Source organism: Acinetobacter boissieri, from assembly GCF_900096955.1.
GTDB classification, from domain to species: Bacteria; Pseudomonadota; Gammaproteobacteria; order Pseudomonadales; family Moraxellaceae; genus Acinetobacter; species Acinetobacter boissieri.
Genome location: NZ_FMYL01000001.1, coordinates 352,958 through 379,603, shown reverse-complemented (window position 1 = coordinate 379,603; position 26,646 = coordinate 352,958). Strand labels below are relative to the sequence as shown.

Sequence of the window (26,646 nt, the reverse complement as noted above, 5' to 3'; positions counted from 1 at the left end):
TTAAAAATACAGGTGTGACATGACTTTAACGGGTGAAATGCAAATTGGTCAGCAATGTGTTGCAGGTACAGGTGAAGCAATTCAAGCAGTTAATCCAGCAAATAATCAAAGACTTGAGCCTATTTATTTGGGGGGGAATAAAGATCATGTACACCAAGCATGTACTTTAGCATGGCAAGCGTTTGATGATTACCGTACCAGACCCTTTGAGCAACGTGCTGTTTTTTTAGAAACCATTGCCTTAGAAATAGAAGCTCTTGGTGATGTACTCATTGAACGAGCAATGCTTGAGTCGGGATTGCCTCGTGCCAGATTAGAAGGCGAGCGTGGGCGTACCTGTGGGCAATTACGTTTGTTTGCAAAAACAGTGCGTGATGGCAACTGGTTAGATGTACGTATTGACCATGCATTACCTGAGCGTGTGCCATTGCCTCGAGCAGACTTACGCCAACAACATATTGCGCTTGGTCCTGTTGCTGTATTTGGTGCAAGTAACTTTCCTTTAGCATTTTCTGTGGCAGGGGGTGACACTGCATCTGCACTCGCGGCAGGTTGCCCTGTGGTTGTCAAAGCCCATAGTGCCCACCCTGGTACCAGTGAGCTTGTAGGAAAAGCCATTCAAAATGCTGTAAAAATCTGTGCTTTGCCTGAAGGCGTATTTTCACTATTGTTTGGTACAGGTAAGACTGTGGGCGCTAGTTTGGTTGAACATCCTGCCATTAAAGCAGTGGGTTTTACCGGCTCGCGCCAAGGCGGTATGGCATTGGTAAAACTTGCTCAGCAACGTAAAGAGCCGATTCCTGTCTATGCAGAAATGAGTTCAATTAACCCAGTCTATTTATTGCCAAACGTATTAAATACAGATCCTGTAAAAATGGCTCAAGCCTTTGTCGCATCATTGGCAATGGGTGCAGGTCAGTTCTGTACCAATCCGGGGTTAGTGATTGCGCTAGAAAGTGATGCATTAACGCAGTTTAAAGAAACTGCAAAACAAAGTTTGGCAAAGACACCATCACAAACGATGCTGACCGCAGGTATTTGCACAGCATTTGAGAAAAATATTGCCTTGGTGACAGCGCAAAGCAATGCAGAATTGTTGGCAACAGGTGCAACACAAAGTGAAAACCAAAATCAGTGTGTTGGACATTTATTTGCAGTCAATGCAGATGAGTTTTTAAGTAATGATGTGCTACAGACTGAAATGTTTGGCGTGGCTTCAATTGTGGTGAGTTGTGACAGTCTGGAGCAAGTGAAACAGGTGACGGAGAACTTAGAAGGGCAGTTGACAGCAACCTTACATATGCAACCACAAGACCGTGCTTTTGCACAGGAATTATTACCTATTTTAGAGCGTAAAGTCGGCCGTATTTTGGTCAACGGTTGGCCAACAGGGGTAGAGGTATGTGATGCCATGGTGCATGGTGGGCCATATCCATCAACTTCAGATACTCGAACAACGTCAGTCGGTACTGAGGCAATATCTCGCTTTTTAAGACCTGTGTGCTATCAAAACTTTCCAGAAGATTTGTTACCTACGGCTATGCAGTCAGACAATCCGCTTGGCGTTCTACGCATGATTGATGGTAAAAAAGCATAATAAAGTCATGTGTATAGAACCTATGTCTTTTTGAGGCATAGGTGTTTTTTTATGTTTTATTTATTTGAGATGACTTATCTAAAGAGTGACTATTTAAAATCTAAAAATAGATCAAATGGTAAAAGTATTTTTTAAGACTTAAGTCTATAGTAAAAATGATTGGCACATAATTTGCTCAGTTGTCTGTATAAATCGAACATATACAAGTACTGGAGTAGCCACATGCGCCTGACGCACAATATTTTTTCTAAAAGCTTATTTGCAGCAACAATTCTTGGGGGCATGGTATTAACAGGCTGTTCAAAACCTGCTGAAGCACCTGCAGAAACGAAGCCTACACCTGCATCAGATACTAAAACCACGGCACCAAGTAGCGATACCATTAAAGTGGGTATTTTACATTCACTTTCAGGCACGATGGCTATTTCTGAGACGTCTTTAAAAGATACAGCCCTTATGGCAATTAATGAAATTAATGCCAAAGGTGGTGTATTAGGTAAGAAATTAGAGCCTGTAGTGGTCGACCCTGCATCGAACTGGCCATTATTTGCTGAAAAAACCCGTCAGCTTATTACTCAAGATAAAGTCGCAGTCATTTTTGGGTGTTGGACATCGGTATCTCGTAAGTCGGTATTGCCTGTGGTTGAAGAGCTCAATGGTTTACTGTTTTACCCTGTGCAGTATGAAGGCCAAGAGCAGTCAAAAAATATTTTCTATACAGGTGCTGCACCAAACCAACAAGCCATTCCTGCGGTGGAATACCTTATGAGCGATGAAGGGGGTAAAGCGCAGCGCTTTGTTTTATTGGGTACAGATTATGTTTACCCACGCACCACCAACAAAATTTTACGTGCATTCTTAAAGTCTAAAGGTGTGGCTGATGCAGACATTATGGAAGAATACACGCCGTTTGGTCATAGCAATTATCAAACCATTGTAGGGAACATTAAAAAATTCTCAGCAGGTAAAAAGACGGCAGTCATTTCAACCATTAATGGTGACTCAAACGTACCGTTCTACCGTGAATTAGGCAACCAAGGCATTAAAGCGTCAGATATTCCTGTGATGGCATTTTCTGTCGGTGAAGAAGAATTACGCGGTATAGATACCAAGCCATTGGTTGGGCATTTGGCGTCTTGGAACTATTTCATGTCGGTGAAAAATCCAGTCAATACTGACTTTATTGGCAAAATGAAGCAATATGCTGTGCAGTATAAATTGCCAAATGCAGACAAAATGGTGACCAATGACCCAATGGAAGCGACTTATGTGGGCATTAATATGTGGAAGCAAGCGGTTGAAAAAGCGGGTACAACCGATGTAGATAAAGTGCGTGATGCTATGGCAGGTCAAACCTTTAATGCACCATCTGGCTACACATTAAAAATGGATGAAAAGAACCACCATTTATATAAACCCGTCATGATTGGTCAGATTCGTGCAGATGGTCAGTTTGATGTGGTGTATAAGACTCCAACGACCATCGAAGCTCAGCCTTGGAGCACTTACATTCCTAAGTGAGTTTGCCTAATAAAGCCCATGACCCACCGTGTCGTGGGCTTTTTTATCGTGATTTGATTGTTTGATGAATATAAAAATAGGAGTATCGCTGATGTCGGTGAGAACGCGCATTGCAACCCTGTTACTGCTGGTCGCACAACTGTGTTGTTTTCAGTATGTGTACGCTGAAGCGACAGCCAATACAACCACGGGGCAACAGGTTGCCACCACTGACGATGTGATTGAAAAATTTGTTAAATCCAATTTTTCTGAACGCCGTAATATGTTGAATCAATGGCCAGCAAGTACAGAACAACTCGAAAAACTTGCCAACTATTTAGAAAAAGAACAGTTGTATACAGACAGTGCAGGGCATACCTACATTATGAAGTCTGCAGATGACGTGTTTAGCTATCCGCAAGATCAGCAAGTGAAACCTATACCCGCGGATTTAAACCAAGTGACTTTGGTTAATACCTTACAAAAAGCATTAAATTTTGGTTTAGCCAAAGCAAAATTAAAATCGGACAGTACATCACAACGTTTAAAAGCCATTGATATTTTAGAGTCTAATGTGAGTGAACTTGACCCCAATATGGTTAATCAATTATATGCACATGAGTCAAGTGATCAGGTGAAAAACCGTTTGTTGCTGCTGAAAGCCAGAATGGATTTATCGAGCACAGACGTAAAAACTAAAATACAGGCTGCAGACACACTTAAAGCTTCTAATCGCCCCGATGTATTGGCAGATATTGACCAACAGTTAAGTCAAACGCCGTTAGATGCACAATTAAAACAATCTCTTGAGCAAGCGAAAAAAGACATCGCATGGCGTTTAAAAATGAGTGAGTGGAGTGGCTATGTGTTCTCTGGGTTCAGTACCGCCAGTATTTTATTGCTTGCAGCGTTAGGCCTTGCCATTACCTATGGTTTGCTTGGGGTGATTAATATGGCACATGGCGAGCTGATCATGATTGGTGCATATACCACTTATGTGGTGCAGGGCTTGTTTAAAACCTATTTGTCGCATTATATGGATTGGTACTTAATCGCTGCGATTCCTGCCGCATTTTTAGTCAGTGCCTTTATTGGGATGCTTATTGAACGCACGGTGATTCGTCCACTGTATGGTCGTCAGCTTGAAACGTTATTGGCCACCTTTGGGGTGAGCCTGATTTTAATGCAGTTGGTGCGTATGGTTTTTGGCGCACAAAATGTCGAAATTTCTAATATCTCGTGGTTGTCTGGCGGTTGGTCTATCACACCATCACTGATTTTACCGTATAACCGTATTGCTATTATTGGCTTTACAGTCGCTATTTTACTGTTGCTTTTATATGTACTGAATAAAACCCGCTTTGGTTTGTTTATTCGTGCTGTAACACAAAACCGCCAAATGGCACGTGCTGTGGGTATTCGGTCAGCACGTATAGACATGATGGCCTTTGGGTTAGGCTCTGGCTTGGCAGGCCTTGCAGGTTGTGCTTTGGCACAGGTGGGTAATGTTGGCCCAGATTTGGGGCAAAACTATATTATCGATGCCTTTTTAGTGGTCGTTGTGGGAGGTGTTGGTCAAGTCTGGGGTGCCGTGTTGGCAGCACTTGGTTTAGGTGTAAGTGGTACGGTGCTTGAAATTGGCTTGGGTGCAGTATTGGCAAAAATTATTTTATTGGTGCTTGTTGTGTTGTTTATCCAAAAACGTCCACAAGGTTTATTTGCCATCAAAGGCCGTTTTGTGGAGTAGTTTATGAAAATTCAAGCATTACTTTCAGACCGACCAATCAGTGCAATGCTCATTGCTCTATGTTTTGCCGTGTTACTACTTTTGCCATGGTTGCATTTATTGGCGCCAACGTCAGGTTTTTACCTGTCTGCGTATTGGGTCACGTTACTTGGCAAAATAATGTGTTTGGCCTTGGTCGCTTTAGCACTCGATTTGGTGTGGGGTTATGCAGGCATACTCAGCTTAGGGCACGGTTTATATTTTGCTTTGGGTGGGTATGCGTTTGGTATGTATCTTATGCGCCAGTCATCGGGCGATCAGTTGCCTGACTTTATGCGTTTTTTGAGTTGGACAGAGCTACCATGGTATTGGGTGGGTACAAATCATTTTTTATGGGCACTGGTTTTGGTGGTAGCAATTCCTGGACTTGTGGCACTCATTTTTGGCTTTTTTGCTTTTCGCTCAAAAATTAAAGGCGTGTATTTTTCCATTATTACCCAAGCCATGACATTTGCCGCTGCGTTACTATTTTTTCGTAATGAAACAGGGTTTGGTGGTAACAACGGTTTTACTGGTTTTAAAACCATCTTAGGTTTTGATATTACTTCTGCACCTATGCGTGCAACCTTATGCTCACTCACCGCATTGGTATTGTTGCTGTGTTTTATTGGACTACGTAGCTTGATGAACCGACCGTATGGCCGTGTGTTGGGTGCGATTCGTGATAGCGAAAACCGCTTGCAGTATTTGGGCTATCGTACCTTATGGTACAAGTTGTCTGCTTGGATTTTATCGGCAGTCATTGCAGGTGTTGCAGGGGCATTGTATGTACCACAAGTGGGCATTATTAACCCGAGTGAAATGAGCCCTGTGAACTCGATTGAAATTGCTGTATGGGTTGCGTCGGGTGGTCGTGGCACACTCATTGGGCCAATTTTAGGTGCAGGTATGATTAACGGTATGAAAACCTACTTTACCGTGGCATATCCCGAAGCATGGCTACTCATTTTAGGTGCACTATTTATTGTGGTTACGATCTTTTTACCCAAAGGCATTATTGGTGTATTTGAGCGTTTTAAAAAGGGAGACCGCTAATGTCAAATATAGAAAAAGACATTGAACACGGTGGTCAAGTAGGTGAGCAGTACGCTCGCCCGAAACAAACAGGGCCTGATTTTACTCATGGCGTGGCGTTATATTTAGAAAATGTCAGCGTGTGGTTTGATGCTTTCCGGGCTTTAAATGACTTATCGCTATACATTCAAGAAGGTGAGTTACGCTGTATTATTGGCCCCAATGGCGCAGGAAAAACCACACTGATGGACGTGATTACCGGAAAAACACGTCCCACTGAAGGTACTGCTTTTTTTGGACAAAATTATAACTTAGCTAAAATGAGTACAGAACAAATTGCAGAGTCTGGCATTGGGCGTAAATTTCAAAAGCCAACGGTCTTTGAAAATTTTACTGTCATGGAAAATTTACTCTTAGCCGCACCTAAAGATAAGCGCGTGAAAAAAAGCTTATTTCGTAAACTGAGTGCAGATGCACAATTGGCCTTAGATGAGTCATTACAGCAAATTCGTTTGCAAGAGTTTATTCATAAGCCGGCAGGACTATTGTCACATGGTCAAAAACAATGGTTAGAAATTGGCATGTTGTTAATGCAACGCCCAAAACTGATTTTGCTCGATGAGCCTGTGGCAGGTATGACCGATGCCGAAACAGAGCGTACTGCAGAGTTGTGTTTAGAGCTGAAAAAGAATCACACCTTGGTGGTGGTTGAACATGACATGAGTTTTATTGACACCATTAGTGAAAAAGTGACGGTACTTGCACAAGGGGCAATCCTTGCCGAAGGCACGTTGGCTGAAGTTCAAGCCAATGAAGAGGTCATTGAAAAGTACTTAGGGCGTTAGGAGAGATCATGCTAGAAGTAAAACAAATTAACCAGTTTTATGGTGGTAGTCATATTTTAAGAGATGTCTCTTTTACTGCCCAGATTGGTGCGTGTTCTGTAGTTTTGGGACGAAATGGCGTAGGTAAAACCACTTTTTTGAAGTGCTTGATGGGTATTTTACCCATTAAGTCGGGTGAGATTTTGCTCAATGGTAAAGATATTTCTAAAATGAGTCCTGAACAGCGTGTACGAGCAGGGATGGCATATGTACCACAAGGGCGTGATATTTTTTCAACGCTTACGGTAGAAGAAAATATTTTAATTGGCATGGCTAAATTTTCAGGGGCGAAAACTAAAAAAGTACCTAGCCATTTGTACGAAATTTTCCCTGTATTAGATGAAATGAAGCACCGCCGTGGAGGAGATTTATCAGGTGGGCAACAGCAACAACTGGCCATTGCTCGAGCGTTGGCTTCTGAACCGAGTGTGCTGATTTTAGATGAACCGACCGAGGGGATTCAGCCATCCATTATTAAAGACATTGGCCGAGTAATTCGTAAACTGGCAGACAATGGCGATATGGCAATTGTATTGGTAGAGCAATTTTATGATTTTGCTGAAGAAATTGCAGACCACTATACCGTCATGTCACGTGGGCAAGTGGTTGCAGAAGGTTTGGGTGCAGACATGCCAGCTAAGGGAATTAAAGATTTAGTGGCGATTTAACGGGTGTATGTATAACCCTTTAAGAGAATGGTTTTTGGTTGAATTGATTACGCCAATACTGTGCTTTTATGGGGTCTTTACTGCCACCATAACCTTGTTCATACATCTGTGCTAAATAAGCTTGAGCATCTGGATTGCCTTTTTCAGCTGCTTTTTCTAGCCATTGGCGAGCAAGACTAGGGTCTTGTTTAATGTGAGTACCTGTTGAATACTGACCTGCTAATAGAATTTGAGCGTTAACACAACCTTGCTCAGCAGAACGTTTTAGCCATTGCATAGCAAGGCTTAAATTTTGTGGTACGCCGCTACCTTTCATATATGCTATTGATAGATTAAATTGGGCTTCTGCAAGACCTTGCACGGCTGCTTTTTCAAATAGTTGTGAGGCTTTTTCTTCATCTTTTGTAACCACTGATCCATTTGAATATATGATTCCTAAATTAAACTGTGCATCTGCAAGACCTTGCGCGGCAGATTTTTCTAACCATTGCACAGCAATAGCATCATTTTGTGTAACACCCTGACCATGTTGATACATTAAGGCAAGGTTGAACTGTGCTAAATCATCATTTTGCTCGGCAGCTTTTTCGTACCAATACACTGCTTTGGATTGATTCTTTTCTACCCCATGCCCTAAAGCATATGCAACTCCCATAGCATACTGTGCTTCTGAGTCATTTTGTAATGCTGCTTTTTCTATCCAATAGATAGCAGTTTGGTTGCTTTGAACGACACCATCACCGTGAAGATATGCAGTACCTACCATATATTGTGCTTTTGCAATGCCGTACTCTGCTGCCTGAGTGAGAAATATCATCGCTTTTTGTTTATCTACTGCAACGCCACGACCACCCAAATAGTTTAAGCCGGATATATATGCAGATGATGCTTGATCTGAATAAGCAAGGTTATTTTTTGAGTTGTTTATACTGTTTTGAGCATGGCCTATAGCCCAAAAATAAGAAATATTGATGATGAGGAAGTACAGTAATACACGCTGTTTTTTTTGCATAATAAAAGTAACTGAAATGATTTAAGTAGAGATATGTACCTAAATATAAATGATTTTAACTATGCGTGGACGTTTTTTAGATAAGCCATCACTCATTTTTAAATTGTCTTATATTTTTAATTTTTTAATTATATATAAGTACAGCAACTTTTAAGTAGCGTATTTAAAAAGTACCCACATAACTTTGTAGGATTAAAAGACAAGATACCTAATAAAGGGTTTTAGTTTTTTAACCTGAATTTTGCTTAAGGAGGGTTATCGGCTTCTCTTAAGCAAAAAACTTGGCATAAAAATGCTTTAGTTTGATCTAAGCACATTTTCTTGTATCAGCATATTTTTCATCTCTTCAAAATGGGCTTCACTAAAGTCTTCAATACTTTCCCAATCGAGGGCAGTTTTTTCGGCCACATCATCACTGAGTATTTTAAGGGGTTGTTGTGTTGCATAAGCAATAGATAAAATTTGGCAAGCACGTTCTATCGTGTACATATCATCAAAAGCCACACCAATGGAGTGTGAGCCAATCAGTACACCATGATTGCCCATCATTAAGCGTTTTTTATCTTTGAGTAATTGGGCGAGGCGATGTCCTTCCGCTTTTGAATCTGCCATACCACCGTAGTGTTCGTCATAGGCAACACGATTAAAATAACGGGCTGTATTTTGGTCAATAGGTAAAATCTGAGGATTTTCAAGACAAGCAATTGCCGTGGTGTAAATAGGGTGGAGATGTAACACCACGCGAATATCTGGGCGTAACTGATGAATTTGACCATGTATGGCCAATGCAGTGGTATCAATATGTGGATGATCAAAAAGCGTTTCATTATCAGCATTGACTAAAATTAAATCATTCGGCTGAATGGTTGAAAAATGCTTCCATTTTGGATTAATTAGAAATTTTTTACCATCTTTTGATACAGCAGCACTAAAGTGATTGGCAACGGCTTCATGCATACCGAGTTTGGCAAATAATTGAAAGCACGCAGCCAAATCAATTCGTATTTGTTTTTCGTCCATTTTTTTATTCCGTTTCGTATTGTTTATTATTTTATGTGCTTTTTGATAAAAGTTTGCATCGGATTTTTAGTAACCCTACATAAGAATTTCAAAATTACTTTTTTAGTTTAAGTTCCGTATAAATTAAGTCATGAAGTGCGGTATTAAATCAAATTATTACTCGGAGAGTCTTTATGCATGTCTTAACGAAACGTTTAAGTCCGTTGTTGGCCATGTTATTGGTCAGTGGGTTGACTGCATGTGGGAAAACAGAAGTTTCGGCACCAAAAGATACGAAGTCTGACGTAGCACAAGTCATTAAAGTCGGCTCAGATATGACGTTTCCTCCATTTGAGTATATGTTAGATAATAAGCCTGCAGGCTTTGATATTGATTTGATGAGTGAAATTTTTAAGACATCAAATGCCACTGTAGATTTTGTAGATACACGTTTTTCTAATCTTATTCCTGGTTTAGAGGGAAATAAATTTGATGCAGTCATTTCAGGTATGTACATTACCCCCGAGCGACTGATGAAAGTAGATATGATCCCTTATTTTAAGTCGACAGAATCGGTTGTTGTATTGAGTGACTCTGCCTATAAACCGAAAGTCCGTGATGATTTATGTGGTAAAACCATTGCAACACAAAAAGGCTCACTGTTTCCAGATCAGTTGAATAAGATCTCTAAAGAAAGTTGTATTGCAAAAGGAAAAGCGGCGATTACAGTACGAGAGTTTGATACGTCGCCACAAGCGATTCAAGCTGTGCTTGCTAAAGCCGCAGATGCGCAATATGACGACACCAGTGTGGCCAAAACGGCAGTTAAAAAACTCAATAATCGTGTAGAAATTACATCGACCGAGCAATTCTTTCCATTTATTGGTGGCATTGTGGTGCGTAAAGGGGATACCGCCACATATAACCGTATTCAAGATGGCTTAGAAAAAATGAAAGCCTCTGGAGAGTATGATGCGCTCATTAAAAAGTATGACTTGATTGCACCCACAGCTGATGAAATTAAAACATTTATGGCGCAAGCTCAGAAAAAATCCTAATTAAACCTGAATCTTGTTTAAGCCGAAGCATTCACTCTTTGAATGCTTCGGCTTATTTCTATAGAAGATCTGATATGTACATAAAGAGGTATAGATTCCAGACAAATATCCTTGAATACCTCTATTCAGTTGTATTGACCTTTTAGTAAACTGAATAGTATTTCGATCTTATTTCATTGCCTCAAATAGTGTTGATCTGTCTTAGATAATTGCATTGTTATTGTTTTCATATTTTTTTGATAGTAGGTGACTAAATCAATTTCTTGCAACTTCATTTTCTCTATGAGGCTTTGGCTAATCTAGCTAAGATTTGTATAGATTCTTGCTTTAAACCTCTCAACTAGTGCTTCTACTATTTTTTAATATTAGCGATATGCCTATTCGATAATGCTGTACTCACCATATCTCATGATGTGTTCATTACCACATGTAACTTACAGCCAAAGAACCACCCCGTAGAACATTTACCGTAAGTTGCATTTGCAAATAAAAACTTATGCTTGGAAATACGTTAGTTTTTACCTACAGCTAGCGTGGCTGAATTTATTCATAAGTACTGGCGCTTATTGTCTGTCATAAGCACTAATGCAAATTGCTGAATACTCATCAAATAGATCATTCACTGGTGATAGGATAAACCCTTAAAGCATTGTCTTTGATGGTTTTTTAGTACAGAGAAAAGTTATTAAAGTGGTAGTTTTATAGTAGATTGAGATAAAATTGTAAAAGACTTTTATTAACTATCGTTTTTTTGTCTATCCAATAGATATGAAAGAATAACAAACCAACCTAAAGTAAATTTGGATTAGCCTTAAATTTGATGTAATAAAATGCGATTTAATTTTCATTTAATAGCTTTGAAGTGGTGAGCCCAAACTTTCGTTTAAAAACAAAATAAAAATGAGATATGTTTTCAAAACCTAAGTCGAGATAAAAGTCTATAGGCTTCTCTTTTTTATATTTAATACGATAAAAAGCTTCTTTTAAGCGTCTTTCTTTTAACCATCTTTTGGGTGTTGTATTAAAAATTTTTGCAAAATCACGTTTAAATCCAGAAATGCTTCTACCCGTTAATTTGGCAAAAGCTTCCACCGACACATTAAACATATAGTTTTGATTCATAAATTTTTCAAGATCAATTTTAAATGGTTCCGAGAAGTCAAATAAAGCGTATTTTAGATTAGGGTTAATTTGAAGGAGAATCTCAATAGCTTCTTTAATTTTTAATTCTGCTAATCTGGGAGTGGCCTTTTTACTCTTATTAATATATGGACTTAAGGAAAGAAAGTACGAGTGAAGGAAGTCATTCTGTTTTAAAAAGAATATTTGTTGTATTTCATGCTGACTTTCTAGTACTACTTTATTTTCAATTGCGTATTGGCGAAGAGCCTCTTGATCTAAAATGATGGAAACAAATTGATATTTACCTGATAAAGAAGGATACTTTATAGTCCGTATCAGTTGATTTTTTTTCACGAAGACAATGGAATTTTCTTGAATGACTGTGTGTTTCCCATCAGCATCAAAAGCATGTGTCTCGCCTGAGAGCTGCAGCCCTAAGAAATGTTCGGATATAAATTCTTCGAACCCCCTATGCTGTTGAAATGCACAGGAGTATACAAGCTTATCAAATATAATCTCTACTTTTGTTTCCATCTTAATAAGCATTTTGGTTAGTTTAAAAATGTGCACCAGCAAGCGCAATTTCTTTGTCTTGTTCAGGAGTGCCACCAGATGAAGCAATTGCGCCGATAATCTTTCCTGTTTCGTCTTTAATTATTACACCACCGGCAACGGTAAAGAGCCCACCGTTACTGTTAAGCATACCATAACCATGTACTTCTGCGTGACTAATAATAGTGCCCATAGTCTCACTATCCACACCAAACATGATTGCTGTTTTTGCTTTTTTTATTGCAAAGTCAACAACCCCGTATACACTATCTAGGCGCGCTAATGCCAATAAATGCCCTCCAAGATCAACTACCGCAATAGTGACAGGTATCTCGAGCTCGTTTGCCTTTGCTTTTGCCCTATTTAATGCATTCAAAGCTTCATTATAGGTCATGTTTATTATTCCCATTTGTATAAATTGTCAAGCACAGATCTAATATCTGTGCTCTGAATGGATTAATTTAGCTTTTCGCAATCCAAGCATCGGCTTGTAGTTGTTTAATGTAGTCTTCAGTTTCCTTTGGATGTACATTTCTAAAGTTGGAGTTATCGTCTAGAGCCACATTGACAATAGCATCCGCCATAGCTTGAGGGTCTAATTGGTTACTCAGTGATTCTGCTGTTTCGTCAAAAACTGAAGGCGGAGTAAAGTTTTTCTCAGGATTATACCAACGAAAAATCGTATCAACGCCGCGGTCATTAAATCCTGTCTCAAACACACCTGGATTACAAGTTGCGATTTTAATATTAAATGGAGTGAGTTCAGTTTTCATGCCTTCTGCGATAGATTCCATGGCATGCTTAGAAGCGCAATAAGCTGCAACATAAGGTACGGTCCAAAGTCCACCCATTGATGTTGTAAATACAATTTTAGCTGCTTTTTTTTGCTCGACCCACTTTTTGATAAAGCCCTGCGAGAGTTGCAATCCACCAAACACATTAACGTCAAACATATAACGAATTAAGTCTAAAGGTTGCTCAGCAATTGGCCCACCCTCCATAATTCCTGCATTGCTAATCAGAATATCGACATCATATTTATCTACAATATAATCAATATCACGCTTATCAGTTACATTTAATTTGTCTACAATTAATTTTATGCCCAACTTTTTAGCTTCACGAATGAGATCACTTACCTGAGGATAAACTTCCGCAGTTGCAATCACTTTGTGCCCTTTTTTTGCCAAATCAAATGCAACAATCTTTCCAAAACCACTTGCAGCACCTGTAATTAGAATTGATTTACTCATATTTTGGACTTCCTAGTATGATATTAAGATGATTGAACATATCGTTAATAATAATCTCATAAAAAATATTTTTTTATATTCTTCTAATGTTCAAATGTTTATTACTGAAAAGTTCAAGTAACAGATATTTGAGCTAATGAACTTAACAACATGAAGTACAAAAATTAGAATGTATTATTGTATTCTGAAGTCTTCAACAAGCACATGAATTGTCACAGCAACGTTGCTACAGTAAAACAGCACCTTGTGTGACTTCGCTTATGCATATATTTCTTATCTCATTTTACAAAACTGGTCACCCGAACAAATTCATAGTGCTTTAATTGAGCATGGTTGGGCAGATGTGTATTCCTATGATGGATTTATCACTTATTATTAGAACAGTGTACGTCATTTGGATATCAAAAACCTATGGATAACTAAGGTTTAAGAACAATAATCGACGTGGTCAAATGCCCAATAGATGTAGTGCAAGCGAGATATCATCATTGAGTAATCCTAAAATCATCATCATTCGAGCAGATGGCCAAAACATAAATTTAAAATATTGAGAACGAATTGAACAGTCGTCTTGAAAGAGTCTAGGGTAGCGAACCCAAGTAAAGTCATGGCAGTTTTATACTGTTGTACTTACTGCTTGAATCCACCTGTTATAAAAATCATCGACTGTAGAAATAAAGCGGTAATATTGGTCTTAAGGATTAGAATTGTTAGTCGTGTACCGTAATTCAACTTCAGATTCTAATCACTTATTTTTCAACCGATACTTTTATCCGAAATTTAGATTAATTTTAAATGAACTATTTATTCAACTTATTGTATGAAATACTGCAATACGTTGAATTAAAAAAAGATGAGCGGATGCTGTTATGGATGGTTTGAAAATTACTTGTGTAGAAAAAGATGTTTTATTAAAGCAAGACTTTAGCTTTGATTTTCCTGTTGAATATACAGAGTATGGTTGTTTAACACAGCAAGAACTCTATGACAAAGTACATGACCAAGATGTGATTATTGTCAGTGATTTAACTGTAGATGCTCACGTTTTAAAGAACAACCCACATTTAAAATTGGTGGCGTTGTGTTCTACAGGCTTTGATCATATTGATGTATCTTTACTCAAATCGAAAAATATAAAAGTGTGTAATATTCGTGGTTATGCAGGCGATGCAGTTGCCGAACATGCTTTTTTAATGATGATGAATTTAATTAAAAACTTTTCATCACAAGTCAACGCCGTACGTGCGGGAGATTGGTCTAAAGGTCAAACGTCATTTTATTTAGCAGCACCCATTCGTGAGCTCAAAGGTAAAACGTTAGTCATTTTAGGAAAGGGTGAAATTGGCCTTGCTCTCGCCGAAAAAGCACAAGCATTTGGTATGCAGGTGGTTTTTAGTGAGCGTCAGGGGGCAGAAGTATGCCGTGAAGGCTATGTGCCTTTTGAGCAGGCAATCACTCAGGCAGATATTTTGTCACTGCACTGTGAGTTAAATGCCCAAACGATAGGTTTAATCAATCGTGAGGTACTCAGCCAGCTAAAAAAAGGCTGTATTTTAGTGAATGTTGGGCGTGGTGGTTTAATCAATAACCAAGATGTGATTGACGCATTAAATAACAATACACTCGGTGGTCTAGGGGTAGATGTATTAGAGGTGGAGCCACCACCTGAGCATCACCCATTGCTTACATTAGCGCACCCAAATGTAATGGTAACAGCACATATTGCATGGGCAACAGATGAAGCACAACAGCGTTTATTTGCCATTTTACAAGACAATATCAATTCAAATATTGCAGGCATTGCTAAAAATTTACTGTAGCGTAATTTATACTTTTAAGGCGTGATGATCTTATCACGTCTTTTTTATGTTAATGATTCATTAGTGATTACAATCAGGTCATGTATGGAAAACCAGCAGGAAAATAAACCGCAAACACGTTTACTCTCAGAAGGTATTTTAGGGGCTGTTCTTGATGGTATTTTGAGTGGCTTATTTTTGGGTTCGGTATATGGCATCTATTTTATTATCAGTATGGGAATGGTGTGGTTGTTGTTCCCATACTTGTTTTTAATCTATTTGGGCTATAAAAAAGTTAAAAAGCATTAAAAAAATAAAGATCAATCATCAGACCAAACTAAGCGCATGTAGGTTTGTACGCTTAGTCTATGTGCTGAGGTTGGTACTGTAAGTAGCTTTTTTGAATGGCAATATGGTCTGCAATGCGTTTGGCATCATGCCAGACTCCCCAAATAAAGCTAGAGCCTCGACCTGTTAGGTAAGGTAAGCCTAGAAAGTACACCCCTGCCATATCTGTGACGCCATTGCGATGTTTTGGGCGTGATGATTCATCTAAGATTTCTAAGTCCAACCAATGATAATCATAACTAAATCCCGATGCCCAAATAATACTTCCAATATTTTCATGAGCTAAGTCGAGCGACAAAATAGGGTCTGTGATACATGTAGGGTCATCTAAAATCACACGTGCTTCAGGGTCTTCAGGTAGAGAAAGGCCATTGTTTTGAATAAATAGGTCAGCCTGATCGAGTAATTTTAAATAGCACTTTTCACCTTCATGAATGTTATCTGCTAAGTCTTTTTGGAAAGTAACGCTATTGTTTGAAAATTCCTTAGTCATTCCTACAAGGGTAATGCCTTGCTGTACTAATTTTTTAAAGTCGATGGTATGCCCACCATGTGCACCACTGACAGCAAAGCCTTTTAACGGCCCATTGTTGGGTTTTTCTACGTCCCACCCACCGAGTACACCTAACCACCATACATTGTCACGCCCACGATAACGGCGAGGGGGACGTTCATGTTTTCCCACAGATAAAAATACTTTTTTACCTGCGCGGTTTAACTCATCGGCAATTTGCACCCCAGATGACCCTGCACCCACTACCAATACTGCACCTTCAGGCAATTGCTCGGAATTTTTGTATTGGTCAGAGTGAATTTGGTATAGCGCTGAATCTTTTGGTGCGATTGGTGGAATATTAGCTTTTTGAAATGGGCCAGTGGCAATCACAATACGCTGTGCAGTGAGTGAACCTTGCGATGTTTTTATGTTGTATTCTAGCTGATTGTTTATTTTTGAAACGTTTAATACTTCAATATTGGTGAAAACAGGCGCATCAATGTGTTTGGCATAGGCTTCAAAATAATCAGCAACTTGGTTGTGAGGCACAAAATCATCGGGTGCATTGGGAAAGTCTAAATTGGGAAATCGGTCATGCCAACATGGGCCATTGGCTACTAAAGAGTCCCAACGGCGACTGCGCCATGCTTCGGCAATACGTGCTTTTTCTAGCACAATGTGCGCTGTACCTGATGCAGTGAGATGCTCGCTCATGGCAATACCAGCTTGCCCAGCACCAATCACAACCGTGTCTATACTTTTGGGTAGTTGCATCCGTCGATCCTCAATAACTTATTTCTATTTTCTTTGATACTGATATTAGAAATTTGTGGCATAAAATGAAAATCACATATCCAAAACAGTTGCATCAAAAAAAACGAATCGAAAGCATGCGGCTGAAATAGAATGCTAATACGGATTAACCGAAGTATAGGCACGGAAAATATAAATTGTCTTATGGTGACAGCATTGCATACTAAGAAAAATTGTCTTGCGAATAAAAGGATTACTCTATGAAACATACACGGATTCGCCCATTTAATACAAAAAAAACCTATCCAGAGCAAAATTTAGACAATGACCTGTGCCAAGCCGTGGTTGCAAGAGGAAGCATGGTGTTTTTAAGAGGACAAATCGGGCAAAACTTAGATACCTCCGAAAGTGTCTGCATTGGCGATGTTGAAGGACAAGCTGAGCAGGCGATGTATAACATAGACATGTTGCTTAAAGAGGCAGGTGGAGAATTAGAAGATATTTGTAAAATTACCATTTATATTATTGACCCACGCTACCGTGAAGCTGTGTATGGCGTGGTTGGAAAATGGTTAAAAGGGGTTTTTCCTGTATCTACGGGCATTGTGGTATCTGCTTTAGCACGTCCTGAATGGCTCGTTGAAATTGATGCTACAGCCGTAATTCCTGACTAATTTGGACATAAATATATGACATTTTCAATTGTTGCACGTTGCCAAAAGACAGGCCAGATGGGCGCTGCTGTAAGCTCCTCATCGCCTGCTGTGGCAGCCAGATGTATTCGAGCCAAAGCAGGGGTTGGCGTTGCTGTCAGCCAAAATATTACCGACCCTAATTTATCCGAAGTGCTACTGAATTTAGTCCGTTTTGATGTTGCTCCCCAAGATGCCATACATGAGTTGGTCGCAAATACTGAATTTATTATCTATCGTCAATTGATGGTTCTCGATACGCAAGGACAAGTTGCCACCTACAGTGGTGAACATACTTTAGGTGTTTATGCCACACACACAGGTAATCAAGTGGCTTGTGCAGGTAATATGTTAAAACACACACAAATTCCTGAAGTGATGTGTCAAGCTTTTGAACACAGTGAAGGGTGTTTGGCTGAACGACTGCTATTGGCCATGCAAGCAGGAATAAATGCAGGTGGTGAAGCAGGGCCTGTGCATTCGGCGGGTCTATTGGTGGTTGATAAAATGGATTGGCCAATTATAGATTTAAGGGTAGATTGGTGTGAGAAAGACCCGATTGCAGAACTCTACCAAATCTGGAAAGCCTATGAGCCACAAGTCGATGATTATATTGTGCGTGCTTTAGACCCATCATCGGCAATTAGCTTTGGAGTACCCGGCAATCTATAAACTCTAATTTTTGGATATTACTGTGCTAAATCGTATTTCATTGCGTCAAATTGAGTATTTTGTAGCGACTGCAGAAAGTGGCAGTATTATTATTGCTTCTGAGCGGATCCATGTATCTTCGCCGTCTATTTCTGCAGCAATTGCACATATTGAGTCTGAATTACAAGTACAGCTTTTTATACGCCAACATGCGAAAGGGCTCATTTTAACCAATGTCGGTGAGCACTTAATGAAAGAGTGCCAAGAAATTTTAGCCCGTGCAGGTAATTTATATGCATTGGCAGCCAATTATTCAGGTTCAATCCGTGGGCCGTTAAAACTGGGCTGTTTTTCTGCTTTTGCACCCATGCTCTATGCCGAAATTATTCATGGGTTTGCTCATTTATATAAAAGCGTTCATTTAGATGTGTGTGAAGGTGACCAAGAAGTTTTACTTAGTGGCTTACTGCGTAATGTGTTAGATGTCGTACTCACTTACGATTTAAACATAGATCATGACCTAATCCATTTTGAGCCTTTGGCCAGTCTGCCACCTTATGCGTTGTTTAGTAAAGAGCATCCTTTAGCCGATGCATCGGCAGTGACCATGGAAGAGTTGGCGACCTATCCCATGGTGTTGTTAGATATGCCGTATAGTAATGACTACTTTATCTCTTTATTTAAACAGAAAAAACTTAGCCCAAATGTGGTTAAGGTATCTAAAAATTCAGAAGTCATTCGTGCCATGGTAGCAAATAATATTGGTTACAGTATTTTAAATGTTAGACCTAAGGTTAATTATTCTTTAGATGGTAAGCAACTGGTACGTATGCGTATTTCTGGTGAACAACGCCCTATGCAAATTGGCCTTGCCACAGCAAAAAATGCAGTACTAAATACGGTCGCTCAGGCCTTTATTAGCAGATGTCGGGCATTTATTTCTGACCAATATATTCCGGGTATGGGTGCCCCCCACTTTTATGACCCACATATTCGTGTAAAGGACAGCTAGCCATGTCAAATACAGCATCTAAAGCTTTATTAAAACAATTGATTGCCTTTGATACGACATCTTATAAAAGTAATCTTGAACTCATTTATTTTGTGCAACAGCAGTTTGAGCAACATGGTATTCCTGTTTCTATAAAGCTCAATGCGCAAGGTAATAAAGCTTGCCTATTTGCCAGTATAGGCCCACAAGATGTGGCAGGTGTGTTGTTATCTTCACACAGTGATGTTGTACCTGTAGATGGTCAAGATTGGCATAGTCCACCATTTACTGCTTTAGAAAAAGAAGGCCATATTTATGGTCGTGGTACAGCAGATATGAAAGGCTTTATTGCCTGTGCGATGTCTAGCATGTTATTGGCACAAAAAGAGCAACTTAAAAGACCACTGCATTTGTGTATTTCTTATGATGAAGAAATTGGTTGTATTGGGGTGCGTGATATTTTACCGCAACTTGCTGAATACGTAATTACGCCGTTATTGTGTATTGTGGGTGAGCCGACTTTAATGCAAATCGCTTTAGGACATAAAGGTAAGTCTGTATTTAAGGCCATGTGCCATGGAGAAGAAGGACATTCTGCATTGGCACCGCATTTTAGTAATGCCATACATGCAGCCAATGCATTAATGAATGCTATTATACAAGTTCAGCACGACATTACACAGCAACATCCTCAAGATGTGGACTATGACATTCCTTATACTACATTACACATGGGTAAAATTCAGGGGGGGCAGGCACTAAATATTGTACCGAATGAATGTATTATCGATTATGAAATTCGTCATATTGCACAAGACAGTAGTCAGGATATTCAGCAAAAAATATTTTCATTGTTAGAACATAGTGTATTTAAAAATTTTATTCATATTGATGAAATGAATCACTACCCAGGACTGAATACAGCACTCAAAATTCCAATCGTGCAACAGATTCAAAACTTACTTCCGAAAGATACTTCAATTGGAAAAATATCATTTGGTACGGAGGGTGGTTTGTTTGTTGAGGCTTTAGATTGCCCTGTACTGGTATGTGGCCCCGGTTCAATTGATGTTGCACATAAACCCAATGAATATATTGCACTTAGTCAATTACATGAGTGTGATGTATTTTTAGAAAGGTTGGTCAGTTTTTTGCAATAATCTTAAAAGTAGAGTGACATTAAATATGATTAACTGTTCGTAAAGCTATTTATTTTAAAGGACTTTTTAAATAGTAGGAGATATGATTTATGGATGTAGGCGCAGTTTTAATCAAATTAAAACCAAATACTTTATCGAACGTAAATGAATGGAAAGAAAACATTCAAGCAAGGAAAGAAGAAGCAGTACAAACGCTTAAAGCCGAAGGTGTATGTGTAGAATCTTGGTTTCATATTGAACTAGATGGACAAGATTATTTACTGGCGTATATGAGAGCAAATGATATTGCTCAAGCTCAAAACGTAGCGAAAACCAGTACTTTTGACATTGATCAAATGCATAAAAAATTTAAAGATTGTTGGGAAAGAAAATATACTGCAACGCTACTCATTGATTTAGAAAATAATTAATACATTCTTATGTCGAAGCAAAATATATATATAGCAAAAGATAAGCCTATATACATTCTCTTTTATGACATTACAGAGTGGTGCAGGGGCCAAATTCATTTTTTTATCTAAGATAAATCAATCAAAAAAACAGCATGGGGAAATTGTTTTTTAGGTTATAATATGGCCGATTTTGATTGTGTTTTGCAAAAATATTCATTGAATTGAAAAACTTTTACTCATACTCTAATCTCTTCTCAAAATTGATGTTTTAGACGTATTGCGTATCAGTTCAATTCGTCTAAATTCCTCTTTAGAGTATGATAAATGACAACCATCGATCCGTATAAAGCTTTAGGTGTTTCTGCTTCAAAAGAAGATGTTCATGCAGCAATATTAGAGCTTGAGCCGAGTGTATTCCCAGGTGCATTTTGTCAAGTGGTTGCTGATGATGAACACACACTTTCTATTATTCATGCCGATGGCGCAGGAACAAAATCAACAGTTGCCTATATAAAATATTGAGAAACAGGCGATGCGTCTTATTTTGAAGGCATTGCAATTGATTCTGCTGTAATGAATATTGACGACATGTTATGCGTTGGCGTAACAGATGGTTTTTTATTAAGTAATACCATTGGCCGAAATGGTCAAAGAGTCAGTGGCGATGTACTTAAATCTATTATTCGAGGGTACAGAAACTTTGCAGAGAAAATGACATCTTTGGGGGTTAATATTCGATTATGCGGTGGAGAAACAGCAGATGTCGGCGATCTTGTAAAATCGATTATGGTTGATTCTACGGTATATGCGAGATTCCCTCGTGATCATATGATTGATTGCAATACAATTCAGCCTGAGCAAGCGATTGTAGGGCTAGCTTCATTTGGAAAAGCTACTTATGAAGATCATGAAAACTCTGGAATAGCATCTAATGGCTTTACAGTGGCTAGACATGCTTTACTTCATTCGAGTTATGCAGAAAAACACCCAGAAACTTTCTCTGAAACACTTACTTTAGATCAAGTCTACCGTGGGCCATATCATCTTTCAGATGCTTTACCCAATTCTAATTTTACAGTTGCTGAAGCATTATTAAGTCCAACTCGTTCTTATGCGCCAATTATCAAAGAAATTCTTGAAAAACATAGAAAAAACATCAGTGGCATTATACATTGCACCGGTGGGGCTTTAACAAAATGTCTTCATTTTGGTGAAAATATTCATTACATTAAAAATAACCTTTTCGAAAAGCCTGCTGTTTTTCAGGCAATCCAAGAGTCGGCTCATATTTCTGATAGAGATATGTGGAAGATTTTTAACTGCGGTCATCGAATGGAAATTTACTGTGATAAAAAAATTGCAGACGATATTGTTGCTATATCAAAAACGTTTAATGTCGATGCAAAAATTATTGGTGAAACCAAAGCCAGTGTAACGGGTAAAAATGAACTGACGGTTGAGCAATATGGAGTCTCTAAACAGTATTGAGTGTGTTATTCATAAAAGTACAACACATTAAGTTTTTATGGTAATGGTCGTACTTTAAGCGATTTCTGTTTAGCTGAACTGGGCGCTGTATGTTCTAGACTTTTAGTACATTGTAGGGTGGGTAAAACCCGCCTTACGCTATTGTAAAAATATATACTAATAATATGCATCTTAAACAGCATGCATGTGCAGAGCTTACAGATCTATTTGTATGATCGGTAAATGATATTTTTAAATTTCATGATTGAAATAAATATTTCAATTGGTATCACTAAATCATAAGGTCTTTGACTTCCATAAAATACGATGTTTATTTTGTAGTTTATTGATCATTCAAAGTAATGAATGATCAGTAAGTTGTAATAATTAACACCTAGTAATTTTTGTATAATAAATTATGTTTTATAATTAATTTGTGATATTTGTCACTATTTTGAGATTGAATATGTTAAATCGTACGTCACTTTTTTATAAATCTTTACCGGTTTTGTTTTTATCTTCTGCAACCTCTTTATTACATGCTGCAGATACCCGAAAAGTGGTAGAGCCAATACCTCCAAAGGTATGTACTACTCTTTATGCAAGAGATAATGTGATTACTCAAGATATTCAAAAGGCACTCAATTCTTGTGGCTCAGGAAGTGCTGTGCAATTATCAACAAATAGATCGATGAGTATATTTATTTCTGGGCCACTCAATATGCCATCAGGTGTTAGTTTACTTATTGATAAAGGTGCAGTTTTACGTGCTGACAATAATGCCAGTGTTTTTGATAACGGCAGTAAAACCTGTGGAACACTTAAAGGTAATGGTCAAGGGTGTAAAGCGCTGATTACGTTTGACCGATCGAGTAATGCTGGAATTTATGGAGAAGGTGTTATTGATGGTCAAGGGGGGAAAGTACTCACTGATAAAATGACAACTTGGTGGGATCTTGCTCAAAAAGCCAGATCTTCAAATGGGCAGCAAAATGCATCGCGCTTAGTTCAAATTAATAACAGTCAAAATATTACCTTGCACAAAGTCACATTAATTAACTCATCAGGAGTTCATGTGGCTTTTTATAAAAGTAATGGTTTAACTGTTTGGAACGTCACCATCAATACACCAGCATCTGCCAGAAATACCGATGGTATAAACCCAAGCTCTTCTAAAAATGTAACGGTAGCGTACAGTAATATAAGTACGGGTGATGACAATATTGCAATTAAAGCCAATGCTGGCCCTGCAAGTGATATGACTTTCTTAAATAATAATTTTGGTGCGGGCCATGGATTATCTATTGGTAGTGAGACAGTGAGTGGGGTATATAACATTGATGTCAATGGTTTAGTCATGAAAGGAACAGATAACGGATTACGCATTAAAAGTGATAAAAAGTCATCTGGAGAAGTTGCAAATATTAGATATAATAATGTGAATATGTCTAATGTGAAAAATGCGATTGTAATGGATACGATTTATGAAAATAAATCTGGTTCTACAAAAGCAAATTGGCATGATGTGACTTACAATGAAATTACAGTGACGGGAAGCTCAAATATAATTTTTGAAGGTGCAAATGCAACTAAACCTTTGCAAGCAACTTTGACGAATATGCATTTACCTGCCAATATTAATTGGAAAATTAATAACGCTAATCTTAAAAAATAATATTATTTTTCAAAATTTAACAGTATTAATTCCATAGTTATTCTTAATTTCTCTGGCCATGAGTGGCAAATAAAAGACCTATTTAAATAGGTCTTTTAAGTCTGATGTCATTTGATTTTAAAAGCTGAATCAATCGAACATTTATTAGAGATTGTTTTTATTTGGTTTAACTAAAAATCGATTAGATCAACTTTTTAGGTGGCTAACAATATCAGCAGTTGCTTTTTGAACATCGTTAAGCTCATCTTGAGCATTGCCTTGACTAGATAAATCACGAGCTATTTTCTTAAAATTACCAATAATGCCACCTTTGTAAGAAATCACATCTTCTGTCGTATGTGTTTCAATAACTACACCTTGATATATAACATTAATTTTATAAGTGAAGACAGTATCTGCATACCCTCCAACAATATGATCTCCCGCAATAAATTTTAGACCTTCTCCCATAAAGATACGCTTATGCGTTACATCTACATCAACTAAAGCCACCTCTTCATTTGAGTTATCTGTACTCTTATTTTGAAGTTTTAGTTGTTGATTTAGGTTATCTACATATGTTTTTTGAATATTATCTTTGGTTAAAAACCCTTCTTTATTAACTTGGCTGACTAAGTGAATATTTATGTTGTTAAGTTTGTAATGTTTTGGATGTATATTTTTAAAAGCGATGGCTGCTTGAGATGTCTGACTTGGGGTATTCGTCGTAGCACAGCCACTAAGTGTAAGGGTTGTAAATAGTGTGATGGTGAGCAAGTTTTTCATTTTAAAATGCAAAATATGATAAAGGGCATTTATTGTAGAGTATTGAGACTACACATTTTATATTAAAGGTAAATATCTCATATAAAAAAGCCACTTGTTCGCATGACTGAGTAACAAGTGGCTCATGAAGAATAAATAGTTGTTTAACTATTTATTCAACCGTAACTGACTTGGCTAAGTTACGTGGTTGGTCTACATCTGTACCACGCAGTACTGCAACATGGTATGACAATAACTGTACTGGTATACTATAAATAATAGGGCTTAACCAGTGGCTAATGCTTGGTACTTTAACCACATGTTGACGGTCTTTCTCAGCAATACCACTGTGTTCATCTGCAAATACAAATAACTCACCGCCACGGGCCTGAACTTCTTCCATATTTGATTTGAGTTTATCTAACATGTCATCTTTAGGTGCTAAAATCACTACAGGCATATCATTATCAACAAGTGCCAATGGGCCATGTTTCAATTCGCCTGCAGCGTAACCTTCAGCATGAATATAAGAAATCTCTTTCAGTTTTAAAGCACCTTCTAAAGCAATCGGATAATTTGTTCCACGCCCTAAAAATAAACAGTGTTGCTTTTCAACAAATAGCTCAGACAAGCGTAAAATTTCAGCATTGTGTTGTAATGTGTTGAGTAGGACTTTTGGACAATGCCATAAGTCTTCAATCATTTTTGTTAAAACATGCTCAGCAATTTTGCCTTGTACTTGCCCTATTTTTAAAATAAATAACATCAGGGCTGCAAGTTGGGTGGTAAATGCTTTAGTCGATGCTACACCAATTTCAGGACCTGCCAACGTCAACAAGTGATGATCTGTTTCACGTATCATTGAAGACGTTGCTACATTACAAATTGCCATACTCGAGATATGTAAGCCCTTCGCTTTAGCACGTTTTTGAGTATCACGAAGTGCAGCTAAAGTATCTGCAGTTTCACCAGACTGAGAAATACACACATATAATGTATGCTCAACAATAACAGGGGAGCGATAGCGGAATTCACTGGCAATTTCAACTTGACAAGGTAAGTCAATAAGTTGTTCAAACCAATATTTAGCAATTAGCCCAGAATGATAACTTGTACCACAGGCAATAATTTGAACTTGTTTGACTTGTTTAAAGTCAAGTTCAGCATGTTGTAAAAAATCTTCACGTAGTGCATTGCCGTTGAGTGCTTGAGAGATTGTTTGCTGTAATGCTTCAGGTTGCTCAAAAATTTCTTTCAGCATGAAGTGCTTGTATTCACCTTTTGAAGCATGGCTTACAGTAGCATCTAGTTCTTTGGTTGGACGCTCGATCTCATGTTCGTTATGTGCAAAAATACGTACGTCTTGGCGAGTAATATAAGCAATATCGCCTTCTTCAAGGTAGATAAAACGGTTGGTAATTGGAAGTAATGCCAATTGGTCTGAGCCAATAAAGTGCTCACCAATACCTACACCCACCACTAAAGGTGAGCCTTCACGAACTGCAATCAGCTCATCTGGATAATCTGCATGTACAATACCCAAAGCAAATGCGCCTTTGAGCTTTGGAACAACAGATTGCACGGCGCTTAACAGTGTTGCATGTGTTTTTAATGCTTCAGTGACTAAGTGAGCAACGACTTCGGTATCTGTTTGTGATGAAAAGACATAGCCTTGTTGGATAAGCGTATTTTTGAGCTCTTCAAAGTTTTCAATAATACCATTATGAACAACAGCGACTCGGTCTGAAAGGTGCGGGTGAGCATTGTCTTCAGTTGGTTTACCATGGGTTGCCCAACGGGTATGTGCAATTCCTAAAGTCCCTGTAATTTGGCTCGTTTTTACCGCATCTTCTAAATTCACTACTTTACCAACACGGCGTTCACGCAAAACATGTTGTTGATTAATGAGTGCTAAACCAGCAGAGTCATAGCCACGGTATTCAAGGCGTTTTAAGCCTTCAATTAAAATGTCACTAATATTACGTTCAGCAACGCCACCAACGATTCCACACATATTATTTACCTCAAATTTT

Annotated in this window: 26 protein-coding genes; 17 read left to right on the top strand and 9 right to left on the bottom strand. The window is 38.4% G+C overall.

The window, feature by feature from the left end; genetic code table 11:
• The first annotated feature begins 19 nt into the window (after positions 1-19).
• The 6 genes from BLS38_RS01735 (at position 20) to urtE (ending at position 7,449) form a co-directional block, all read left to right on the top strand.
• Positions 20-1,597, top strand: coding sequence for an aldehyde dehydrogenase (NADP(+)) (locus BLS38_RS01735; RefSeq protein ID WP_092746600.1), 1,578 nt, complete (start codon positions 20-22; stop codon positions 1,595-1,597).
• Between the two features lie 282 nt (positions 1,598-1,879).
• The gene (urtA, locus tag BLS38_RS01730; RefSeq protein WP_425283443.1) at positions 1,880-3,118 is read left to right on the top strand and encodes an urea ABC transporter substrate-binding protein; all 1,239 of its coding nucleotides are present in this window, start codon (positions 1,880-1,882) and stop codon (positions 3,116-3,118) included.
• 91 nt (positions 3,119-3,209) lie between these two features.
• A complete protein-coding gene (gene urtB / locus BLS38_RS01725; protein WP_092746598.1) occupies positions 3,210-4,844 on the top strand; it encodes an urea ABC transporter permease subunit UrtB in 1,635 nt (544 codons plus the stop codon).
• Between the two features lie 3 nt (positions 4,845-4,847).
• On the top strand, positions 4,848-5,918 hold the full coding sequence (urtC, locus tag BLS38_RS01720; protein ID WP_092746597.1) for an urea ABC transporter permease subunit UrtC: 1,071 nt from the start codon (positions 4,848-4,850) through the stop codon (positions 5,916-5,918).
• Positions 5,918-6,742: an urea ABC transporter ATP-binding protein UrtD gene (gene urtD / locus BLS38_RS01715; RefSeq protein ID WP_092746596.1), complete on the top strand. Its 825-nt coding sequence runs from the start codon at positions 5,918-5,920 to the stop codon at positions 6,740-6,742. The genes urtC and urtD overlap by 1 nt, the downstream gene beginning before the upstream one ends.
• An 8-nt stretch (positions 6,743-6,750) precedes the next feature.
• Positions 6,751-7,449, top strand: a complete 699-nt coding sequence (gene urtE, locus BLS38_RS01710) for an urea ABC transporter ATP-binding subunit UrtE (protein WP_092746595.1) — start codon at positions 6,751-6,753, stop codon at positions 7,447-7,449.
• Positions 7,450-7,468: 19 nt separating this feature from the next.
• Here urtE and BLS38_RS01705 read toward each other — a convergent pair whose 3' ends face one another.
• Both BLS38_RS01705 and BLS38_RS01700 read right to left on the bottom strand, forming a co-directional pair.
• Positions 7,469-8,461 (bottom strand): tetratricopeptide repeat protein, encoded by a 993-nt coding sequence (locus BLS38_RS01705; protein WP_092746594.1) that lies wholly within the window; start codon positions 8,459-8,461, stop codon positions 7,469-7,471.
• A 297-nt stretch (positions 8,462-8,758) separates the two neighbouring features.
• On the bottom strand, positions 8,759-9,508 hold the full coding sequence (locus tag BLS38_RS01700) for a class II aldolase and adducin N-terminal domain-containing protein (protein ID WP_280137743.1): 750 nt from the start codon (positions 9,506-9,508) through the stop codon (positions 8,759-8,761).
• Between the two features lie 146 nt (positions 9,509-9,654).
• Here BLS38_RS01700 and BLS38_RS01695 point away from each other — a divergent pair, with 146 nt between their 5' ends.
• The gene (locus tag BLS38_RS01695) at positions 9,655-10,518 is read left to right on the top strand and encodes an ABC transporter substrate-binding protein (protein WP_092746592.1); all 864 of its coding nucleotides are present in this window, start codon (positions 9,655-9,657) and stop codon (positions 10,516-10,518) included.
• A gap of 406 nt (positions 10,519-10,924) precedes the next feature.
• On the opposite strand, the gene BLS38_RS13325 is transcribed toward BLS38_RS01695, so the two are convergent.
• The 4 genes from BLS38_RS13325 to BLS38_RS01675 all read right to left on the bottom strand — a co-directional run bounded on the left by BLS38_RS13325 (position 10,925) and on the right by BLS38_RS01675 (position 13,445).
• Positions 10,925-11,026, bottom strand: a complete 102-nt coding sequence (locus BLS38_RS13325; RefSeq protein WP_092746701.1) for a transposase — start codon at positions 11,024-11,026, stop codon at positions 10,925-10,927.
• Between the two features lie 329 nt (positions 11,027-11,355).
• Entirely contained in the window at positions 11,356-12,174 is an 819-nt protein-coding gene (locus BLS38_RS01685) for a helix-turn-helix domain-containing protein (protein WP_092746700.1), read from the bottom strand.
• A 22-nt stretch (positions 12,175-12,196) separates the two neighbouring features.
• The gene (locus BLS38_RS01680) at positions 12,197-12,586 is read right to left on the bottom strand and encodes a GlcG/HbpS family heme-binding protein (RefSeq protein ID WP_171258506.1); all 390 of its coding nucleotides are present in this window, start codon (positions 12,584-12,586) and stop codon (positions 12,197-12,199) included.
• Positions 12,587-12,653: 67 nt separating this feature from the next.
• Complete coding sequence (locus BLS38_RS01675) at positions 12,654-13,445, bottom strand: SDR family oxidoreductase (protein WP_092746591.1); 792 nt, start codon at positions 13,443-13,445, stop codon at positions 12,654-12,656.
• Positions 13,446-14,314: 869 nt separating this feature from the next.
• Here BLS38_RS01675 and BLS38_RS01670 point away from each other — a divergent pair.
• Positions 14,315-15,265, top strand: a complete 951-nt coding sequence (locus BLS38_RS01670; protein ID WP_092746590.1) for a D-2-hydroxyacid dehydrogenase — start codon at positions 14,315-14,317, stop codon at positions 15,263-15,265.
• A gap of 84 nt (positions 15,266-15,349) precedes the next feature.
• Entirely contained in the window at positions 15,350-15,553 is a 204-nt protein-coding gene (locus BLS38_RS01665) for a hypothetical protein (RefSeq protein ID WP_092746589.1), read from the top strand.
• A 52-nt stretch (positions 15,554-15,605) separates the two neighbouring features.
• Here BLS38_RS01665 and BLS38_RS01660 read toward each other — a convergent pair whose 3' ends face one another.
• Positions 15,606-16,862 (bottom strand): flavin-containing monooxygenase, encoded by a 1,257-nt coding sequence (locus BLS38_RS01660; protein ID WP_092746588.1) that lies wholly within the window; start codon positions 16,860-16,862, stop codon positions 15,606-15,608.
• Between the two features lie 239 nt (positions 16,863-17,101).
• On the opposite strand from BLS38_RS01660, the gene BLS38_RS01655 reads away from it, so the two are divergent.
• From BLS38_RS01655 to BLS38_RS01625, 8 genes are all read left to right on the top strand, one after another.
• Positions 17,102-17,515, top strand: a complete 414-nt coding sequence (locus BLS38_RS01655; protein ID WP_092746587.1) for a RidA family protein — start codon at positions 17,102-17,104, stop codon at positions 17,513-17,515.
• A 15-nt stretch (positions 17,516-17,530) separates the two neighbouring features.
• A complete protein-coding gene (locus BLS38_RS01650; protein WP_092746586.1) occupies positions 17,531-18,205 on the top strand; it encodes a DUF1028 domain-containing protein in 675 nt (224 codons plus the stop codon).
• Positions 18,206-18,227: 22 nt separating this feature from the next.
• Positions 18,228-19,196 (top strand): LysR family transcriptional regulator, encoded by a 969-nt coding sequence (locus BLS38_RS01645; RefSeq protein ID WP_092746698.1) that lies wholly within the window; start codon positions 18,228-18,230, stop codon positions 19,194-19,196.
• A gap of 2 nt (positions 19,197-19,198) precedes the next feature.
• Positions 19,199-20,335: an acetylornithine deacetylase gene (gene argE, locus BLS38_RS01640; RefSeq protein WP_092746585.1), complete on the top strand. Its 1,137-nt coding sequence runs from the start codon at positions 19,199-19,201 to the stop codon at positions 20,333-20,335.
• A gap of 89 nt (positions 20,336-20,424) precedes the next feature.
• Entirely contained in the window at positions 20,425-20,745 is a 321-nt protein-coding gene (locus BLS38_RS01635) for a DUF6176 family protein (protein WP_092746584.1), read from the top strand.
• Positions 20,746-21,051: 306 nt separating this feature from the next.
• Positions 21,052-21,249 (top strand): hypothetical protein, encoded by a 198-nt coding sequence (locus tag BLS38_RS13050; protein WP_213030491.1) that lies wholly within the window; start codon positions 21,052-21,054, stop codon positions 21,247-21,249.
• A gap of 30 nt (positions 21,250-21,279) precedes the next feature.
• Complete coding sequence (locus tag BLS38_RS01630; RefSeq protein WP_342027982.1) at positions 21,280-22,215, top strand: AIR synthase-related protein; 936 nt, start codon at positions 21,280-21,282, stop codon at positions 22,213-22,215.
• A gap of 445 nt (positions 22,216-22,660) precedes the next feature.
• Positions 22,661-23,869, top strand: a complete 1,209-nt coding sequence (locus tag BLS38_RS01625) for a glycoside hydrolase family 28 protein (protein ID WP_092746583.1) — start codon at positions 22,661-22,663, stop codon at positions 23,867-23,869.
• 186 nt (positions 23,870-24,055) lie between these two features.
• On the opposite strand, the gene BLS38_RS01620 is transcribed toward BLS38_RS01625, so the two are convergent.
• Both BLS38_RS01620 and glmS read right to left on the bottom strand, forming a co-directional pair.
• Entirely contained in the window at positions 24,056-24,634 is a 579-nt protein-coding gene (locus tag BLS38_RS01620) for a hypothetical protein (protein ID WP_092746582.1), read from the bottom strand.
• Positions 24,635-24,785: 151 nt separating this feature from the next.
• On the bottom strand, positions 24,786-26,627 hold the full coding sequence (gene glmS, locus BLS38_RS01615; RefSeq protein ID WP_092746581.1) for a glutamine--fructose-6-phosphate transaminase (isomerizing): 1,842 nt from the start codon (positions 26,625-26,627) through the stop codon (positions 24,786-24,788).
• Positions 26,628-26,646: the final 19 nt, after the last annotated feature.